Raw genomic sequence first — 15,746 nt, 5'->3', positions numbered from 1 at the left:
GATTAATATAGACTTACTAAGTTACAAAAAAACTAATTCAAGGGAACATAATAATAGCTGAAATCAGAGACCTAAGTTTCTAAAATTTAATCCGAAATCCGAACCTGATGACCGATACCCGATGACTGATAGCCAAATCCAAATCCGACAGCTGATGACCGATAGCTGATACCCGACACCCGACCGCTATACCTTCGCAACAGACGAATCTCTAATAATCAATTCTGTGTATAGTTTGAAGGTCTGGTAAGTTTGAGGAATCCTTGAGGGTTTTCGCTCGATTAAATCTAGCAATAACTCAGCCGAACGCTGACCCATTTCTAAGGATGGTTGCACTACTGTCGTCAAGGCTGGCTCTAACATAGAGGCAGCCTTGAGGTTTGTAAAACCAACCATGGCTATTTGTTCGGGGATGGTAATATTTTTCTTTTTCAATGTAGCCAAACAACCCAAGGCTAGTCTGTCGCTTACTGTTAATATGCCATCTGGAGGATGCTTTTCGGATAAAAGCTCATCAATGAATATTTCTATGTTTTCTAAAGAGTAATTAGAATACTTAATCAGCGCGTCATCTACAGGAATTTCATATTTGTTCAATGCTGCGATATAACCTCTTACTCTTTCTTTAGTAATCGATAAATAAGGCGAGCCAGAAATATGCGCTATCCGCCTTCTTCCTCCACGGATAAGGTGTTCGGTAGCAGTGAAAGCACCTTCAAAATTATCAGAGATTACTTTATGCGTGTTTATTTCATCAGACACCCTGTCGAATAATACAATAGGCATTCCTTTTTCATTAAGTTCTTTTAACTGTGAAACATCATTGGTTTCGCCAGCTAATGAAATTAATAATCCATCTACCCTGCGTGAAGCAATGTGTTTGAGGTTGATGTTTTCTCTTTCAAAAGACTCATGGCTCTGAAAAATAACGACATGGTAACCTCTGTTATACGAAATGGCTTCAATCCCATTGATTACTTGTGAGAAAAAAGGGTTATCAATTTCAGGAACAATTACTCCAATCGACCTGCTTTTGTTTTCTTTCAAACTCAATGCAATTGGATTTGGTCTATAATTATACTTCTCAGCATATTCAATGACCATTTTTTTAGTATCAGGATTAATTTCATAGCTTCCTCTCAAAGCCCTAGAGACTGTAGAAGTAGATAAATTTAACGCCTTAGCAATATCTTTGATAGTAATCAGTTCCAATGTTTTGTTCTTTGATTTGTACAATTACAAAAGTATAATTTTTTTATGGCTAAAAAATAGGGCAGACTACTAAAATCTATTAAAAATCTCAAATTGTATTAAATAAGTATAAAAAAGATTATTAATGAGAACGTTCCCGATAACGTTTGCATAAAAATATTCAAATATTTACTTGAACGCTGTACTTTTAAAGCATACGTTTGTTCTGGGTTTGGTGGATAGTTTTTCTGACCAAATAGTTTAAATCTTGGAATAATTAAAAAAATAAAACTTATGAGTTTATCATCATTATTTAGTTTAGAAGGTAAAGTGGCTTTAGTTACTGGTTGTGACAGAGGTATTGGAATGGGAATGGCATTGGCATTGGCCGAAGCAGGAGCAGACATCATTTGTGCAGCCCTTACCCTTGAACCAGAAAATAGTGAAATTGAAAAAGGAGTGAGAAGTTTTGGCAGAAATTTCACTGGTTACAATGTAGATTTAAGTGATAGAATTACCCTTTATGCTTTTATTAATGAAGTGAAGGCTAAACATCCACAAGTTGATATTTTGATTAATAATGCTGGTATGATTTTGAGAAATCCAGCAGCAGAACACTCTGATGAATATTGGGATAAAGTTTTATCAATCAATTTAGATGCTCAATTTATCTTAGCACGTGAGTTCGGTAGAGATATGGTAGCGAGAGGTTCTGGTAAAATTATTTTCACCGCTTCTTTACTAAGTTTCCAAGGGGGTATCAATGTACCAAGCTATGCGGCTTCAAAAGGAGCAATCGGTAGCGTTGTTAAAGCTTTGGCTAACGAGTGGGCTTCAAAAGGTGTAAATGTAAATGCTATTGCTCCGGGTTATATCGCTACAGATAATACTGCTGCTTTAAGAGCTGACCCTGAAAGAAGTAAATCTATCCTAGACCGTATTCCAGCAGGACGTTGGGGAGAACCAACAGACTTCATGGGTCCAGTAGTATTCTTGGCTTCTGAAGCTGGTGCTTATGTAAACGGAACTATCGTTGTAGTAGATGGTGGCTGGATGGGAAGATAGTCATCCTTTACAATTATATTATTCAATTAATAAGATTTAATAACATGGAAAGTAGATACGAAAGTAGCCCCAAAGAAGTGGCTAGTATGAATACGGAAAGCTTAAGAGCTAATTTTTTAATCGAAAAATTGTTCGAGGCTAACCAAGTAAATCTAACTTACACACATTATGATAGAGTAATTACAGGCGGAGTGATGCCTGTAAATGCTGTAGTTGCTTTGCCAAACTATGATGCGCTGAAAAGTGATTATTTTTTAGAAAGAAGAGAACTAGGCATTATCAATGTTGGGGGCGATGGTAAAATCACCGCTGATGGCGAAGTATTCTTGATTAATAAATTAGATTGTTTGTATTTAGGGAAAGGTGTTAAAACGGCGTTTTTCGAAAGTATCGATGCGGCTAATCCAGCACAATACTTTTTGATTTCATCACCAGCACACCAATCGTATCCTACTCGTTTGATGAAAAAAGAAGAAGCTTCACCAGTAAATTTGGGAAGCAACCAAACTTCAAATGAAAGAACGATTTATAAATACATTCATTTGGATGGTATTCGTAGCTGTCAATTGGTAATGGGACTTACAGTGTTAGCAAATGGTAGTGTTTGGAATACAATGCCTGCGCATACGCATGACCGTAGAATGGAAGTATATTGTTATTTCGATATTCCTCAAAACCAAGCGGTTTTACATTTGATGGGTCAACCGCAGGAGACTCGTCATTTGTTTGTATCAAACCACCAAGCGATTATTTCACCACCTTGGTCTGTTCACTCAGGTTGTGGTACAGCTAACTACTCATTCATTTGGGCAATGGCAGGTGAAAACCAATTATTTACTGATATGGATTTTGTAGAGATTCCGTCTTTACGATAATATTTTCTATCTCTATCATATAATTTAAGTAGTGATTAGTAAATAGTGATTAGGGATTCAAATTTCTAATTATCAGTTGTTTACGATAAATGAAAGCCTTGCTTAAATTATATGATAGAGATAAAATACGATGACATTAAGTCATGAAAGTTTACTTAAGTACTCTATGTTAAAATAAACGACGTTAGCGTGTGAATTAAAGTATTATATATCAGGGTTTTAAATTGCAATGCGGGCAACTCAAAATTCATCACTCACAATTCACAACTCTTACTCATACTCAACAATCTCTATTTACAATGAAAAAAATACTTTGTCTCATATTATGTGTTGTTCTTACGGCTTTTAAAAGTACAGACGAAAAAATGACGGTTTTCCTCATTGGGGATTCCACTTGTGCTGATAAACCTCCAGTTGATAGTCCTGAAACTGGTTGGGGAATGATATTACATAATTATTTAACAGAGACAGTCCAAGTACAAAATCATGCTGTAAATGGTAGAAGTACTAAAAGCTTTATCAACGAAAAACGTTGGGAGGCTGTAACAAAACAATTAAAAAAAGGAGATTGGGTATTAATTCAGTTTGGGCATAATGACCAAAAGATTGCTGATAGTACTCGTTATGCGGCACCACAAACCACATACAAAAATAATCTTATCAAATTTGTCAATGAAACTAGAGCAAAAGGTGCTAATCCTATTTTGATTACACCAGTGATGCGTAGGAAGTTTGACACAAACGGACAGTTTGTAGACCAGCATGGAGAGTATCCTGCTGCTGTAAAAGCTGTAGCAAAAGAATTAGGTGTGCCATTGATTGACCTTCATGCCAAAAGTAAAGCAACCATTGAACAACACGGAATAGAAGGTTCAAAGAAATTATTCATGCACTATTCTACAGGATTTTACAGTAAATTTCCTAAAGGAGTAACTGATGATACCCATTTTTCAAAATATGGTGCATCCGTAATGGCAAGTTTAGTAGCTGAAGGAATACTTGAATCAGGAGTTGAATTAAAGAGTTTTTTAAAGAAATCAGAGTTTCAAGAGAAGTACGAATTTGAATTGCCAAAGTACTATACGCCCGTATTTAAAAAGGATACGTTTAATATTATCCGTTATGGTGCAAAATCAAATGGAATTACTTTAAATACTGAAGCCATTAATCACGCAATTACAATTTGTGCAGAGTCGGGCGGAGGTACAGTTTTAATTCCAAGTGGCTTGTGGTTGACAGGCCCAGTTGTGTTGAAATCAAACGTGAATTTACACATTACCAAAGGTGCAGTAGTACAATTTAGTAGAAATATAAACGACTATCCGATTATTGCAACAACGTGGGAAGGAGAAGAAGCCTACCGTTGTCAAGCACCAATTTCAGGGGTTGATTTAATAGATATTGCTTTAACAGGCGATGGTGTAATAGATGGTGGAGGAGATGCATGGAGAGCCATCAAAAAAAGTAAGCAAACAGATGCTCAATGGAGTAAACTAGTGAAATCTGGGGGTGTTTTAGATGACGCTAAAAATACATGGTATCCAAATGAACAATCAAAGCAAGGTGCTGTGTTGGAAGGAGGAAGTAAATTGTCTAACGGAAAAACAGCCAAAGATTATGAGGTAATTAAAGGCTTTTTAAGACCTAATATGGTGAGTTTAACACGTTGTAAATTTATCTTGTTAGAGGGACTACATTTTCAAAATTCGCCAGCATGGACGCTCCATCCATTACTTAGCGACCATATTACGATGAGAAATGTGGATGTTAAAAACTATTGGTATGCTCAAAATAGCGATGGTGTAGACTTGGAATCTTGTAGAAATGGTATCATGGAAAATTGTACTTTTGATACGGGTGATGATGGCATTACGATTAAATCGGGCAGAGATGAACAAGGCAGAAAAAGAGGTGTACCCACTGAAAACTTTATCATTAAAGACTGTAAAGTATATCATGCACATGGAGGATTTGTAATTGGCTCAGAGATGTCTGGAGGGGTGAAAAATATGTATGTATCTAATTGTACATTTCTGGGTACAGACGTAGGCTTACGCTTTAAAACAGCAAGAGGTAGAGGCGGAGTTGTTGAAAAAATATATGTCAACAATGTGCAAATGACAGATATAGCGGGTGAAGCAGTATTATTCGATATGTATTATGCAGGTAAAGACCCTGTTTCTTTGAATGGAGATTCTGATGAATTGCCACAGATGGAAGCCAAGCCTTTGACAGAAGCTACGCCACAATTCAAAGATTTTTATGTAAGAAATATTAATTGTTTGGGTGCCGAAACAGCAATAAAAGTAAGAGGTTTACCAGAGATGAGCGTTAAAAATATTTTAATTGAAAATGCAGTATTTCAAGCAAATACAGGGTTACTTTGTATTGAAGCAGAAAATATTTTGTTAAAAAATATTACTTTGATAACAAAAGATAAAACGACCATGCAGGTACAGAACAGTAAAAACGTAACTCTTGACGATATTCGCTATGAAAATGCTGAGGTACTATTAAAAATTACTGGAGAGCGAACGCAAGGGGTTAAGTTATTAAATACTGATGTTTCAAAAGCTAAGAAAGAAGTAGAATTTGGGAAAAAAGTATCTAAAAACATTTACAGTAATAAAAAATAATATGCTATCAGTAAAAGAATTAACCTTGGTGTCTGATGAACAGGTAGCTTGGGAAGAACTCGGCGGAGGAATCAAAAGAAAAGTAATGTCATACAATGATGACATTATGTTGGTGAAAGTAGCTTTTGAACAAGGAGGCGTAGGAGCGATTCACTCACATCCCCATTTACAGATTAGCTATGTTTCAGCAGGTGCTTTTGAGATAACCATCGGCGAAGACAAAAAGATATTAAAAACAGGCGATGTTTACTTTGTACCATCAGATATACTGCACGGAGCAGTCTGTTTAGAAGCAGGTGAATTAATAGATGTCTTTTCACCCATGCGCGCAGACTTTGTATAGATAGTTAGTGATTTAGTGAGTGGTGATTTAGTGATTTTTGGATAGTTAGTGATTTAGTGAATGGTGATTTAGTGATTTTAAATAGTTAGTGAATTAGTGATTGTTTTTCTAACACTACAAATCTCTTTATTCTTAAACCCTTTAGTCTAATGTCTTTTAGTCCTAAAGTCTAAACATCCTAAAGTCAAAAGAACAACAGTCTAGCGTCTAATGTCTTTAAGTCTAAAATCCTAAAGTCAAAAGAACAAAGTCTAACGTCTAGTGTCTTTAAGTCTAAAATCTTTTAGTCCTAAAGTCTAAACATCCTAAAGTCTCAAAAAAGAATCAAGCATTATTAATATACATAAAATGGTTGGGTTGTAAAGTTTGCTACCCAACTACTTTTCTCTATTAAAGATTTCTAACATAATGAATACTTCTCAAAATCAAATAAACCTCAGTAAAGGCAATGTAGCACTTCCTGAATCTTTGTTTAATTTACCTGAAAAGGTATTACAGTTTGGAACGGGCGTACTGTTAAGAGGCTTGCCAGATTACTTTATTAATAAAGCTAATCAGCAAGGAATTTTTAATGGTAGAATTGTAGTGGTAAAGTCAACCGACGGAGGTGATGCCGAAGCTTTTGACCGCCAAGATAACCTTTATACTATTTGTGAAAGAGGCATTCAGCAAGGAAATGTTTTTGAAAAGAATACTATTTCATCAGCCATTAGTCGTGTATTATCAGCTAAGACTGAATGGGATGCTATTTTGGAATGTGCTAAAAATCCAGCGTTACAGATAATTACTTCTAATACCACAGAAGTAGGTATTCAATTGGTGCAAGATGATATTAAACAGTCTCCTCCAATCTCATTCCCGGGAAAAGTATTAGCCTTTCTTTATGCTAGGTTCAAAGCTTTTGAAGGAAGCAAAGAACACGGAATGGTGATTGTTCCGACGGAATTGATACCTGATAATGGGAAAAAACTAGAAGGCATTATTTTCGAGCTTGCACATCGCAATGCTTTAGAGTCTGAATTTATTGATTGGTTAGAATCATCAGTAACCTTCTGTAATTCATTAGTAGATAGAATTGTGCCAGGGAAACCAAGCGCGGCTGTAAAGGCAAATATCGAAGCAGAATTAGGTTATAAAGATGATTTATTAATCGTATCAGAAGTGTATCGTTTGTGGGCTATTGAAGGAAATCAAAAAGTTAAAAATATCCTGTCGTTTCATCAAGCAGACGAAGGCGTAATTATTGAGCCCAACATTGACTTGTACCGTGAATTAAAATTACGTTTGCTCAATGGTACCCATACACTTAGTTGTGGTTTAGCATTTTTAGCAGGCTTCAAAACAGTAAAAGAAGCTATGCAAGATGAAGTAATGTCTGCTTTTGTCAATAATTTGATGTTGGCAGAAATAGGACTAGGCATTCCTTATAAAGTAGATGAAAAAGTAGCTCAACGCTTTGGCATGCAAGTAATAGATCGTTTTCGTAACCCTAATCTAGACCATCAGTGGTTGAGTATTACGGTACAATATACGTCTAAAATGAAAATGCGAAATATCGCCACGTTGTTGAACTATCACAAAATCTATCAGTGTGTTCCTGAATATATTGCTTTTGGCTTTGCGGCGTATTTATTGTTTATGAAGGCTGTCAAAGAGGAAAACGGTAAATATTATGGTATTCATGAAGACGAATATTACCAGATTCAAGACGATAAAGCTGATTATTTCTTTGCGAAATGGGCTAAATTATCAAGCGATGAGTTGGTAATATCAGTTTTGAGTGATAAAAACCTCTGGGAAACAGATTTAACAAATATTACAGGCTTTGCTGAAAGCGTTACAGCGTTTTTAAATCAAATGATTGAAAAAACAATGAATGCTTCTTTAAAAACATACCTTAATAAAGGTGAATTGGTTGAGTATAGTAAGGCTTAGTCTTACTTTTAAGTTCAAAATATTCTGTGTGAACTCAAAGAATTAATACTTTAACCAATCATCAAATATTCATCGTGAAAAGAAACGTTTTAAAAATTCATCCTAACGACAATGTGATTGTCGCTTTAACAGATTTATCGAAAGGTCAAACTGTGGAATTGGATGGCCAGACTTATACCCTGACGGAAGATATTGCTGCGAAACACAAATTTGCTACTGAGGATTTTGAAGTAGGAGCCGAAATTAGAATGTATAATGTACTAGTAGGTAAGGCTCAATCACCAATTCTGAAAGGAGGTAGTATCAATATTTTCAATGTGAAGCATGCTGTAGATTCTTTTGAATTGCGCGAAAACCACGCTGCATGGCAAGCACCGTCGTTAGCGGCTTTTGAAGGTAAAACATTCAATGGATATCACCGCCCAGATGGTAGCGTTGGTACGGCTAATTATTGGTTAGTAATTCCATTGGTATTTTGTGAGAATCGTAACATTGAAGTACTTCGTGAAGCTTTGGTAGACGATTTGGGCTATGCTCGTACGCATGATTACCAAAATCAAACGCATGATTTGATAGCGTTGTACAAAGCAGGCAAAACAGTTGAAGAAATTTTGCAAGCTGATTTACAAGCACAAGGAGAGAAAGATGCAAAACAAAAACTTTTCCCAAATGTAGATGGTGTAAAGTTCTTGTTACATGATGGTGGTTGCGGAGGTACTCGTCAGGATGCTCAAGCACTTTGTGGATTATTAGCAGGTTATATTACCCATCCCAACTGTGCAGGGGCAACGGTATTGAGTTTAGGATGCCAAAATGCACAAGCTAGTATCTTACAAGAAGAAATTGCAAAGCGTGATGCTGACTTCAAGAAACCATTATATATTTTAGAACAACAAAATATAGGTACTGAATCTGACTTGATGGCTTTGGCTTTGAAACAAACTTTTGTAGGTTTAATTCAGGCAAATCAAAATTCACGTCAGCCAGCACCATTAAGTAAATTATGCATTGGTTTAGAATGTGGAGGTTCTGATGGTTTCTCTGGCATTTCAGCCAACCCTGCGATTGGTTATACTTCTGATTTGTTAATTGGTTTAGGAGGCTCTGTCATTTTAGCGGAATTCCCAGAATTATGTGGTGTTGAGCAAGAGTTAACAGACCGTTGTTTGAACCCAGAAGATGCTAAATTGTTCAGCTATTTGGTAAATACTTATAACGACCGAGCTAAAGCAGTAGGCTCAGGTTTTGATATGAACCCATCACCGGGGAACATCAAAGATGGTTTAATTACAGATGCTATCAAGTCTGCTGGAGCAGCCAAAAAAGGAGGTACTTCGCCAGTGACCGCGGTATTAGATTATCCAGAACCAGTAAAAAAAGCAGGTTTAAATCTTTTATGTACACCGGGTAATGATGTTGAGTCGACAACTGCCGAGGTAGCATCAGGCGCTAATCTTGTTTTATTCACTACAGGCTTAGGTACACCAACAGGAAATCCTATTGCGCCTGTAGTTAAAATTGCAACAAATACGAAATTGTATGAAAAGATGTCGGACATTATCGATATCAACACGGGTACAATTATCGAAGGTGACGAAACGATAGAAGAAGCGGGAGAACGTATTTTAAACTACGCAATTAAAGTAGCTAGTGGAGAAATTGAAGTTTGTGCCGTTAGAAATGGACAAGATGATTTTATTCCTTGGAAACGTGGAGTATCTTTATAGGATTGAAAATTGAGTATCGAGGATTGATTTTCAATATCTTTTAATATCAATCCTCGCTTATTTGAATTCTCAATACCAATTTAAAATTTTTAACAAAATGCTGTACACGAAAACATTCTTAGACGAGGATTTCCTTTTACAAACTGCAACTGCTAGTAAACTATACCATGAGTTTGCTAAAGAGATGCCAATTATTGATTACCATAATCACTTACCACCAGACCAAATTGCGAGCAACAAGAGCTTTGGCAATTTAACACAAATCTGGTTGTATGGCGACCATTACAAATGGCGTGCGATGCGTGCGAATGGTATCAACGAAAGCTATTGCACGGGCGATAAGTCTGACTATGAGAAGTTTGAAAAATGGGCTGAGACAGTACCTTATACGATGAGAAACCCATTGTATCACTGGACTCACCTTGAATTGCAGCGATATTTTGACGTTCACGAAATTTTAAATCCAGCTTCGGCACGTAAAATTTTTGATGAATGTTCAGAAAAACTACAATCACCTGAATATGCAGTAAGAGGATTGTTGTCAAAAATGAATGTAAAAGTTGCCTGTACTACAGACGACCCTTTAGATTCATTAGAATATCACCAAGCGATTAAAACTGAAGGAACACTGGATACGAAAGTATTACCGACGTTCCGTCCAGATAGATTTATTTTAATTGATAATCCTAATTATGCTTCATTTATTGAAAAATTAGGAACATTGGTTAATGTAGAAATCAGTACATTCTCGGCTTTAGTTTCGGCATTAAAAACGCGTGCAGAGTTTTTTGCTTCAATGGGTGGCAGATTAGCTGACCACGGTTTAGAGCAAATTTATGCAGTAGATTTCACCGAAGAAGATGCCAATAAAGTTTTCCAGAAAACAATAGCTGGACAAAGTATCAGTGCTGACGAGGCTTTATTGTTTAAATCGGCAATTTTACACAGTTTAGGCGTAATTTATCATGGATTAGGTTGGACACAACAGTTCCACTTGGGAGCGTTGAGAAATAATAATTCAAGAGCAATGCGTTTGTTAGGGCCAGATACTGGTTGGGATTCAATCGGAGATTTTTCTCAGGCAGCTTCTTTGTCTAAGTTTTTAGGTCGTTTAGATGAATATGACCAATTGGCACAAACTATTATTTACAACCTAAATCCACGTGATAACGAATTGATGGCAACCATGATTGGTAACTTCAATGATGGTTCTGTAGCAGGTAAGATTCAGTTTGGGTCAGGTTGGTGGTTCCTAGACCAAAAAGATGGCATGGAAAGACAAATGAATGCATTGTCGAACATGGGCTTATTGAGTCGCTTTGTAGGAATGCTAACAGATTCAAGAAGTTTCTTGTCATTCCCACGTCATGAATATTTCCGTAGAATTCTTTGTAATTTATTAGGGAACGAGATTGAAAATGGCGAATTACCAAACGATATCGAATGGATCGGAAAGATGGTTCAGAATATCTGTTACAATAATGCCAAGGATTATTTTAAATTTTAAATAGAAGTAAGCTTTAAGCAATGAGCTTTTGTATCATAGAAAATCTCATATCTCATTGCTTAAAGCTCATAGCTGATAAATCATGAATAAAGTTTGTTGTTTCGGAGAATTGTTATTGCGTCTTTCACCAAAAGCTGATGGAGTTTGGATACAAAATGCTTCAATGCCTGTGTTTGTAGGTGGGGCAGAATTGAATGTCGCTACTGCTATAGCTAACTGGGGAATTAATACTAGTTATTTCACAGCACTACCTGAAAATTCTTTAGCAAACGATATAAAAAAGTATATAGCAGATAAAGGGATTGATACTTCGGTAATCAATACGTCTGGAGAAAGAATCGGGACTTACTATTTGCCACAAGGAGCTGACTTGAAAAATGCTGGCGTAATTTATGACAGAGCGTACTCGTCATTTTCAGTATTAAAAGTGGGTCAGGTTGATTGGAAGGAAGTATTGAAGGATGTCTCTTGGTTTCATTTTAGTGCCATTAGTCCAGCCCTTAATCAAGATGCAGCAGATGTTTGCTTAGAAGTATTAAAAGTAGCTTCAGAGATGAATATTACTATTTCTGTAGATTTGAATTACCGTTCAAAACTATGGAAATATGGCAAAAAGCCAACAGAAATAATGCCTGAATTAGCACAATATTGTGATGTAATTATGGGCAATCTTTGGGCAGCGAATACCCTATTGGGGATAGATATTGACCCATTGTTATTAACAAGCCTAGAAAAGCAGGCTGATTACGATTACCCTGCACATGGAAAAGCAACTTCTGAAGCTATTCAGGCGAAATTTCCTAAGTGCAAATTTGTAGCCAATACGTATAGATTTGATCATCAAAAAACAGGCATTGAGTATTATACTACTCTTTTCACAGAGGGAAATCAATATCAATCACCCGTATTTTTTGCTGATGCTGTAGTAGATAAAATAGGAAGTGGAGATTGTTTTATGGGTGGATTAATCTATGGCTTATCCCAAAAACATGAGCCTCAAGAAGTAATTAATTTTGCTGCTGCTGCTGCTTATGGGAAACTCCAAGAGTATGGCGATGCTACTCAACAAAAAGTAGAAGCAGTAAAGCTGATTCTTGAAAATTATCTTTAGTTATTAAGTTGTCGAGTGTTGTTTATCATAACAAGCTTGCATCTCTTGATATAACCTATTTGTTTAACAATTAATATTGGCTTTTATGAAAAATGAAAACTTAGCTTTACCTGTTGGTATTACTTTAGATCGGTTCATTATGCGGAATCAAGAAGCATTTCAATTTGCTTCGGGGGAATTGTCGCAGTTATTGAGAGATATTGCTTTGGCAAGTAAAATTCTGAATCGTGAAATCAATCGTGCCGGATTGGCTGATGTAACAGGGCTGTTAGGTTCACAAAATGTACAAGGTGAAGCTCAGCAAAAACTGGATGTCATTGCTGATATTCGTTTTTTACGAGCGCTTAAGAATGGAGGAGAAGTTTGTGCCATCATTTCTGAGGAAGAACCTGAAATTATCCTGACGGGAAATAATCATGCGAAGTATGTTATCGCTATTGACCCGCTGGATGGTTCATCAAATATTGATTCTAACGTGTCAATTGGTACAATTTTTTCAATTTTTCGTAGAAAAACGCCTATTGGTTCAGTCCCTTCCATGAAGGATTGTATCCAGAGAGGTGATGAACAAGTAGCGGCTGGGTATATTTTATATGGTTCTTCAACCATCTTAGTATATACTACAGGCAAGGGTGTAAATGGCTTTACGTATGATAATTCTTTAGGAGAGTATTTCTTATCTCACCCACAGATGCAAGTAAACCAGAGCGGTACTATTTTTTCATGTAACGAAGGGAATTTCTATGACTTTCCAGAATGTATTCAAGAGTATTTGATTGAATGTAAACAAAAAAGATATTCAGGCAGATATATTGGTTCATTAGTTGGAGATTTTCATAGAAATCTTTTAAAAGGTGGAGTATATTTGTACCCCCCAACACGTCATAACCCTGACGGAAAATTAAGGTTACTTTATGAATGTTTACCCTTGGCTTTTATTATTGAACAAGCAGGAGGAAAAGCATCTGATGGAAAGCAAAGAATTTTAGAAATACAGCCTCAAAACCTTCACCAACGCTCGCCTTTATACATTGGTTCGTCGAGCATGGTAGAAGATATTGAAGAGTGTACTAAAGCGACTGAAAATCAGTTTTCATAGAAAAAATATGAATTTTAAATGATGTTGAGTAAGTTTTAGTGTTTGACTAGTTTTAAACATATTTCAAGAATCAATTAGTCCAAAAAATCTTAAAAATTATAAACAAGCATGGCTTTTTTTCAACCCAAAATATTAAATCAATTACTTGCCGATTTCCCAGTGGTGCCAGTATTTTATCATGAAGAAATTGAGTTAACTCAAAATGTAATCAAAGCATGTTACGATGGTGGGATGCGCGCTTTTGAGTTTACTAATCGTGGAACAAAGGCTTTAGACGTTTTTAAGGCGATTTATCCATTTATTCGTGAAAACTGTCCAGAAATGGCATTAGGGATTGGAACAATTTTTACGGTTGAACAAGCCAAAGTTTTTATTGATGCAGGGGCTGATTTTGTCGTACAACCAGTCATTACGCCAGAAGTTGGTGCATTTTGTCAGGCAAATGATATTGCTTGGTTTCCTGGGGCAGCTACTTTAAATGAGATTTACGCAGCCACACAATTAGGCGCTGAAATTGTCAAGATTTTTCCAGGGAATGTAGTGGGTCCTGGTTTTGTAAAATCAATGAAAGGCCCAATGCCGAATGTAAAAGTAATGGTAACAGGTGGTGTAGAACCTACTGAAGATAGTTTAAAACAGTGGTTTTCAGCAGGTGTTACAGCCGTTGGGATGGGTTCGCAATTATTTCCAGCTAGTTTATTGGCTAGTGCAAAATTTGACGAATTGACTCATACTGTTGAATCTTTGATGAAATATGTTGAAGACTTAAAATCAAAAAAATAAAAATTTACTAAATTAGCTTACCTCAATTTTTTTAACATTCATGGAAAACACCCTAGGGAAGTATCGTTGGAGAGTAGTAGCATTGCTTTTTTTTGCCACTACAATCAGTTACCTTGATAGACAAGTAATTGCGTTATTAAAGCCGACATTAGAAAAAGAATTTAATTGGACTGAAAGTGATTACAGTAATTTGGTAATGGCATTTCAGGCTGCTTATGCAGTGGGATTAATGATTTTTGGCGGAGTTATCGATAAGATTGGCACGAAATTAGGATATGCTATTGCAGTAGCTTGGTGGAGTACAGCAGGTGTATTAACTGCTTTTGCTGGAAGTACTATCGGTTTTGGAATGTTTCGTTCTTTATTAGGGTTAGGAGAAGGTGGAAACTTTCCTGCGGCTATTAAGAGTGTAGCAGAATGGTTCCCTAAAAAAGAAAGAGCTTTGGCAACAGGGATTTTTAACTCTGGGGCAAATATTGGGGCAGTAGTAGCACCAATAATGGTTCCTTTTATATTAGCAAGTTTTGGGTGGGAAGTAGCGTTTATTGTTACTGGTGGCGTAGGTTTTATTTGGTTAATTTTCTGGTGGATTGGCTATGAAATCCCAGTTAGACAGAAAAAACTTTCAAAAGAAGAACTATTGTTCATTCAGTCTGATAATGAACCAGATACTTCTCATGAAAAACCTGTAAAATGGATTACTCTGTTAGGTATTCGCCAGACATGGGGATTTATTTTTGGAAAAATGCTTACTGACCCAATCTGGTGGTTTTTCCTTTACTGGTTGCCATCTTATTTCTCAGAAACGTTTAATTTAGATTTAAAGAAACCAAGTTTAGAACTTATCGTTGTATATACAGCAACTACCATCGGAAGTATTGGTGGAGGTTATATCTCAGGATATTTAATCAAGAAGGGCTGGCCAGTATTCAAAGCACGTAAAGCAGCGATGTTGAGCTTTGCCATTGCAGTAATTCCTATTGTTTTTGCACAATATTGTTCAAACATTTGGCAGGCTGTAGTGTTAATTAGTTTAGCAGCAGCAGCTCACCAAGCTTGGAGTGCTAACATTTTTACGACAGCATCTGATATGTTTCCTAAAAAAGCAGTAAGTTCAGTTGTTGGTTTAGGGGGAATGGCAGGGTCAGTAGGGGGAATTTTATTCCCATTGATAGTAGGACAATTACTTGATACATATAAGGCGCAAGGAAATATCACTGCTGGTTATAATATCATTTTTATCATGTGTGGCTGTGCATACCTATTAGCATGGGGAATAATGCATTTGTTTACACCAAGAAATGAACCCGTAGTCATTTAAAATATTAAATTGGATAATAGTAGAGTGTTTACAGGTATCGCAGCTAATGTGATACCTGTTTTGTTTTATAACATTTCCATTTTTTCACTATTGCTTCATCTGCTGTTTTTATCCTTACAACAGCAAAGTAGGGCTATATATCTAATCTAGTTT

12 protein-coding genes are annotated in these 15,746 nt (G+C 36.2%); 11 read left to right on the top strand and 1 reads right to left on the bottom strand.

Features of this window, described 5'->3' with window-relative positions; all coding sequences use genetic code 11:
• Window positions 1–186: 186 nt before the first annotated feature.
• A complete protein-coding gene (locus AC07N0_RS11425) occupies window positions 187–1,212 on the bottom strand; it encodes a LacI family DNA-binding transcriptional regulator (RefSeq protein WP_494589267.1) in 1,026 nt (341 codons plus the stop codon).
• Between the two features lie 273 nt (window positions 1,213–1,485).
• Between AC07N0_RS11425 and AC07N0_RS11420 the strand changes: the two genes are divergently transcribed.
• The 11 genes from AC07N0_RS11420 to AC07N0_RS11370 all read left to right on the top strand — a co-directional run bounded on the left by AC07N0_RS11420 (window position 1,486) and on the right by AC07N0_RS11370 (window position 15,593).
• The gene (locus AC07N0_RS11420; protein ID WP_494589266.1) at window positions 1,486–2,256 is read left to right on the top strand and encodes an SDR family oxidoreductase; all 771 of its coding nucleotides are present in this window, start codon (window positions 1,486–1,488) and stop codon (window positions 2,254–2,256) included.
• Window positions 2,257–2,300: 44 nt separating this feature from the next.
• Window positions 2,301–3,131, top strand: a complete 831-nt coding sequence (kduI, locus tag AC07N0_RS11415; protein ID WP_492799860.1) for a 5-dehydro-4-deoxy-D-glucuronate isomerase — start codon at window positions 2,301–2,303, stop codon at window positions 3,129–3,131.
• A 299-nt stretch (window positions 3,132–3,430) separates the two neighbouring features.
• Entirely contained in the window at window positions 3,431–5,767 is a 2,337-nt protein-coding gene (locus AC07N0_RS11410) for a glycosyl hydrolase family 28 protein (protein ID WP_494589265.1), read from the top strand.
• A gap of 1 nt (window position 5,768) precedes the next feature.
• A complete protein-coding gene (locus AC07N0_RS11405) occupies window positions 5,769–6,110 on the top strand; it encodes a cupin domain-containing protein (protein WP_309918553.1) in 342 nt (113 codons plus the stop codon).
• Between the two features lie 408 nt (window positions 6,111–6,518).
• Window positions 6,519–8,045, top strand: coding sequence for a tagaturonate reductase (locus tag AC07N0_RS11400; protein ID WP_494589264.1), 1,527 nt, complete (start codon window positions 6,519–6,521; stop codon window positions 8,043–8,045).
• A gap of 74 nt (window positions 8,046–8,119) precedes the next feature.
• Complete coding sequence (locus tag AC07N0_RS11395; RefSeq protein WP_494589263.1) at window positions 8,120–9,772, top strand: UxaA family hydrolase; 1,653 nt, start codon at window positions 8,120–8,122, stop codon at window positions 9,770–9,772.
• Between the two features lie 97 nt (window positions 9,773–9,869).
• Window positions 9,870–11,279 carry a glucuronate isomerase gene (uxaC, locus tag AC07N0_RS11390; protein WP_494589262.1) on the top strand — a complete coding sequence of 470 codons (1,410 nt, stop codon included), beginning with the start codon at window positions 9,870–9,872 and terminating at the stop codon, window positions 11,277–11,279.
• An 82-nt stretch (window positions 11,280–11,361) separates the two neighbouring features.
• Window positions 11,362–12,390 (top strand): PfkB family carbohydrate kinase, encoded by a 1,029-nt coding sequence (locus AC07N0_RS11385; protein ID WP_492799854.1) that lies wholly within the window; start codon window positions 11,362–11,364, stop codon window positions 12,388–12,390.
• Between the two features lie 85 nt (window positions 12,391–12,475).
• Window positions 12,476–13,489, top strand: coding sequence for a class 1 fructose-bisphosphatase (gene fbp / locus AC07N0_RS11380; protein ID WP_492799853.1), 1,014 nt, complete (start codon window positions 12,476–12,478; stop codon window positions 13,487–13,489).
• 108 nt (window positions 13,490–13,597) lie between these two features.
• A complete protein-coding gene (locus AC07N0_RS11375; protein ID WP_494589261.1) occupies window positions 13,598–14,272 on the top strand; it encodes a bifunctional 4-hydroxy-2-oxoglutarate aldolase/2-dehydro-3-deoxy-phosphogluconate aldolase in 675 nt (224 codons plus the stop codon).
• A gap of 40 nt (window positions 14,273–14,312) precedes the next feature.
• Window positions 14,313–15,593 carry an MFS transporter gene (locus AC07N0_RS11370; protein WP_492799851.1) on the top strand — a complete coding sequence of 427 codons (1,281 nt, stop codon included), beginning with the start codon at window positions 14,313–14,315 and terminating at the stop codon, window positions 15,591–15,593.
• The last annotated feature ends 153 nt before the right edge of the window (window positions 15,594–15,746 follow it).

Source organism: Arcicella sp. GW821-FHT09D11, assembly GCF_059416265.1.
This window is presented reverse-complemented; position numbering and strand designations above follow the sequence as displayed.